The sequence below is a fragment of the Anaeromyxobacter sp. SG66 genome (assembly GCF_022690805.1).
Classification (GTDB): domain Bacteria; phylum Myxococcota; class Myxococcia; order Myxococcales; family Anaeromyxobacteraceae; genus Anaeromyxobacter; species Anaeromyxobacter soli.
This window is the reverse complement of record NZ_JALCZC010000191.1, coordinates 1-4222: the sequence shown is the minus strand read 5'-3', so window position 1 is coordinate 4222 and position 4222 is coordinate 1. Positions and strand designations below refer to the sequence as shown.

Sequence of the window (4222 nt, the reverse complement as noted above, 5' to 3'; positions counted from 1 at the left end):
GGGTGCGGCCCCGGGGGGCGCCGCGCGCGCCGAAGCCGCGCTGCGGCCCGGCGCCGCCGCCGCCCGCCCGCAGCCCGTCGGCGACCGCCTGGAAGAACCGCTCGCCGGCGCGGCGCAGTTCGCCGGTCGCGTCGCGCATCATCGACGCGAGGTCGGGGCGGTCGCCCACCGCGCGCAGCGCGTCGCGGCCGAGCTCGTCCACCCGGTACGAGGAGACCTGGAGCCCGAAGTACTCGGTGGCGACCTCCTCGAGGGCGTGCGCCTCGTCGAAGATCACGACGTCGTAGTCCGGGAGGATCTCCACGCCCGCGCGGCTCGTGCGCATGGCGAGATCCGCGAAGAACAGGTGGTGGTTCACGAGGAGCACGTCGGACTGGCCGGCGAGCGCGCGCGCCCGCGTGACGAAGCAGTCCTCGTAGCGCTCGCACTCGCGGCCGGTGCAGGTCTCGGCCGTCGCCGACAGGTCCTTCCAGGTGTGGAGCTGGTCGGGCAGGTCGAGCTCGCTGCGGTCGCCGGTCTCGGTCGCCCGCGACCAGGCCTCGATGACCGGCCAGAGCGCCGCCTCCTCGCGCGCGGCGAAGGTCGGCGCGCGCGCGAACTCCGCGCCCCGCGCGAGGCAGTAGTAGTTCGAGCGGCCCTTCAGGTAGGCGGCGGCGAAGTCGAGGCCGCACCGCTCGCGCAGGAGCGGGATGTCCTTCCCCCAGATCTGCTCCTGCAGGGTCTTCGTGGCGGTCGAGACGATGACCCGCCGCCCGGAGAGCGCCGCGGGGACGAGGTAGGCGAGGGTCTTGCCCGTGCCGGTGCCGGCCTCGGCGACGAGGTAGCGCCGCTCGCGCAGCGCGCGCTCCACGGCGCGCGCCATCTCGAGCTGGTCCTCGCGGTGCTCGTAGCCGGGGAGCGCGCGGGCGATGCGGCCGTCCGGGCCGAGGACGTCCTCGACGGTGAGGGCGGCGGGTGCGGGGATCAGGATGGGGCTCCGGGCGGTGCGGCGAGGAGGTGGAAGGCGAAGTAGGCGGCGGCGACGAGGAGCGCGGCCGCGACGGCGACGAGGAGGCGCCGGAGCGCCACGGAGCGATCCTTGGCGGGCGCGCTCCGCGGCAGCAGCGCGAAGCCCTGCACCGTCGCCCGGCGGATCACCTCGTCGCGCATGCGCGCCGCGACCGGATCGTCCGGACGCGCGGCCGCCGCGTCGCGATAGCGACGGCCCGCGAGCGCGAGCCCGGGGAGGTCCTGGAAGCGCGCGAGGTAGGCGTCGTGCGCCGCCTCGTCCTCCCATGCGGCGACGACGCGCGCCCAGGCCTCGGCCTCGCCGGGGTCGGCCTCCGGCTCCGGCGCAGGAGCGCGGAGGGTCTCGTCGGGCGACGTCATGGGAACGCCGAGTCTAGCCGATGACGCCCCGGGACCGAATGGCAGCGCGAGACCCCGATGCCGGTGCCCGAGCGAAGCGAGCGCTTGCATCGAGCCGGGCGGGGGCGCAGCCCCCGTGAACGTTCAAAATGCCACCGGCACCGGCACGAACGTCGCGAAGAACAGGATCAGCGAGAAGATCGCGATGGCCCTGCGGCCCGGCCCGAGCGGCTCCTCCACGAGCGCGGCCGGGTGGCCGAGCCCGACCACGAAGCGGGTGAGGAACCACCAGAGGAGCCAGCTCCAGGAGGCGAAGATCCCGGCGAGGAGCAGCGCCGCGCTCGTGAGGCGGGCGAGGGCGTGCGCGCGCCGGCGGCCGAAGAGCGCGTAGAGCACGTGGCCGCCGTCGAGCTGCCCGGCGGGCACGAGGTTCAGCGCGGTCACGAGCAGGCCGAGCGAGGCCGCCACGGCGACGGGGTGCATGACCACGTCGGTGCCAGGCGCGAGCGGGCCCACGACGAGTCGCTGCGCCGCGAGGGTGAGCAGGCTGTGGCCGAAGTGGATCACCTCGCCCGCGCCCTCCGGCGAGGTTCGGCCCGCGAGCCAGGAGAGGAACGCCCCGAAGGGGGAAGCCGGCGAGGTCGCCGCGGACACTTCCCGGATCTCCGAGTGAGCGAGCCCCCACACGAGCAGCGGGAGCGCCACGACGAGGCCGGCGAGCGGGCCGGAGGCGCCGATGTCGAGGAGCGCGCGCCGGGACGGGATGGGCGAGCGCATGCGGATCACGGCCCCGAGCGTGCCGACGCCGAAGGGCACCGGGATGAAGTACGGAAGGGTCGTGTCCACCCGCGCGCGCCGCGCGAGCACGTAGTGGCCCATCTCGTGGGTGAAGAGGATCCCGACGAGCGAGAGCGCGAAGGGGAGCCCCTCGAGGAGGACGCCCGGCGCCTCGCGGACGCGCGCGAGCAGCTCGCCGAGGGTGCGCACGTCCGCCGCGGCGGGCGAGAACAAGAGCCCCGCCCAGCCGGTGGTGGCGAGGGTCGCGAGGAAGAGCGCGACGTTCGCGGCGGGGAAGCGGGCTCGCGGCCGCGGCCGCACGAGGACGTCGTCCATCCCGGGACAAGCTAACGGGCCGACCGCGATTCCGAAACGGCTCGCTCCGGCTGGCCGGGGCAGAACCCCGACGAGCTCTGCCGGGCAGGCGTCCGCCCCGGCGCGGCCCGCATCGAGCTACATCCCGCCGGCGCCGGGCCCGGCGAGCTCCTCCGGCTTCATCTCCCGGACGCCGTTCGAGTCCACGGTGAGGAAGAACAGCTCGCGCTCGGGCGTCCGATCGGCGCCCATCGTGAGCTCGCCGGTGGCGCCCTTGAAGCCGCGCACCGCCGCGAGGCCGTCGCGCAGCGCGGCGCGCGTCTGGGCGCGGTCGTGCTCGATCACCTGGCGCGCCATCCCCGCCGCGTCGTAGGCGGACGCCTCGAGGATGGTGGGCGTCTGGCCGGGGAACTTCCGCTCGAACGCCTCGACGAAGCGCTTCGTGCCCGGGCGGGCCGAGCCGGCGAAGAACCCGTCCACGTAGATGGCGCAGCGCACGTGCCGGCCCGCGCCGCCGGGCGACTGGTCGAACAGGCCCGGGTCGCCGCCCCAGCCGTTCGCGCCGAACAGCTGCACCGGCCGGAGGTCGGGGCGGCCGGTGAGCTTCTTCAGCTTCTCGAGCGCCTCGGGCTCGCAGGTCTGGGTGAGGACGTCCTCCACCGCCAGCGCGGGCGCGATGAGCTTCACGTTCTTCGCGAAGTCGGGGATGAAGATGGCGTCGAAGTCGGTGACGGGGGGGAGCTTCTCGCGCGCCTTCTCGAGCGCCTTGCGGCGCCGGAACGGATCCTTCTCCTTCTGCGCGATGTCGCGCGACTGCTCCTGCCAGTCGCCGCGCTCCTCGAGGTAGAGCTTGCCGACCATGCTCTTCACGAGCGGCGTGAAGGTGGTCCGGTCCGGGGCGTAGGTCTCGGCCGCGCGCACCTCGCCGCCGCGCGCCTCGAGGTCGTCCCAGAACGCGTTCGCGAGCTCCACGCCGTAGCTCATGGACGGGTAGAGGATCGCGAAGCGGCGCATGCCGCGCTTGCCCATGGCGAGGCCGACGAGCGCGTCCGCCTGCTCGCGCGCGGTGAGCATGTTCTGGAAGACGAAGGGCCCGGCGGCGGTGATCCCCTCCTGCTTCGAGAGCGAGACGAACGGGATCTGCAGCTCCTCGGCGGCTGCGGCGGCGCGCTCGCCCTCGGCGTTCGTGACGCCGCCCAGGACCGCGATGGCGCCCTCCTCGAGCACGAGCGCCTCGAGCGCCGCGGCGGCGCCGTCCGGCTCGCCGCGCGTGTCGCGCACCGCCACCTTCACGCCCGAGCCCTCGAGCGCGAGCGAGACGCCCTGCAGGATGGCCTCGCCCCAGCGCTTGAAGTTGCCGGAGAGCGGGACCGCGACGCCGAGCACGTTCGGGCGGACGTAGGTGAGGCGCGAGATCCGATCCACGAGCCGCTTCGCGTCGTCCGCGTAGGGACCGTGCGGCCAGCGCAGGAACACCTCGCGCGCCGTCGCCTCCGCGCCCGCGTAGTCGCGCAGGTGGAGGTGGACGCGCGCGACCTTCATCGCGAGCGGCTCCTGGAGCGGCGAGTCCGGCGGCAGCGCGCGGCGCAGCCCCTCGGCGTCCTCGAGCCCCAGGGCGTCCACCGCCGCGGTGGCGCGCGCGAGCGTCTTCGCCCGCGCCTCGCCCTCCTGGCCGGCGGCGAGCGTCGCGAGCCAGCGGACCGCGTCGGCCTCGGCGCCGGCGGCGAGCGCCGCCTCGGCGGCGCGGGCGGCCGCGCCGGGCTGCGCCTCGGCGGGGAGCTTC

4 protein-coding genes are annotated in these 4222 nt (G+C 75.2%); all 4 read right to left on the bottom strand.

Translation table 11 applies throughout. The features are described 5' to 3' along the window. Positions 1-862 (bottom strand): ATP-dependent DNA helicase (locus tag MNZ39_RS23485; protein ID WP_374202560.1); only part of this gene is annotated, 862 nt, incomplete at its 3' end. 101 nt (positions 863-963) lie between these two features. Beyond that, positions 964-1368 (bottom strand): hypothetical protein, encoded by a 405-nt coding sequence (locus tag MNZ39_RS23480; protein WP_242341511.1) that lies wholly within the window; start codon positions 1366-1368, stop codon positions 964-966. A 123-nt stretch (positions 1369-1491) separates the two neighbouring features. Further along, positions 1492-2460 carry a site-2 protease family protein gene (locus MNZ39_RS23475; RefSeq protein WP_242341510.1) on the bottom strand — a complete coding sequence of 323 codons (969 nt, stop codon included), beginning with the start codon at positions 2458-2460 and terminating at the stop codon, positions 1492-1494. A gap of 117 nt (positions 2461-2577) precedes the next feature. Then, positions 2578-4222 (bottom strand): penicillin-binding protein activator (locus MNZ39_RS23470; RefSeq protein ID WP_242341509.1); only part of this gene is annotated, 1645 nt, incomplete at its 5' end.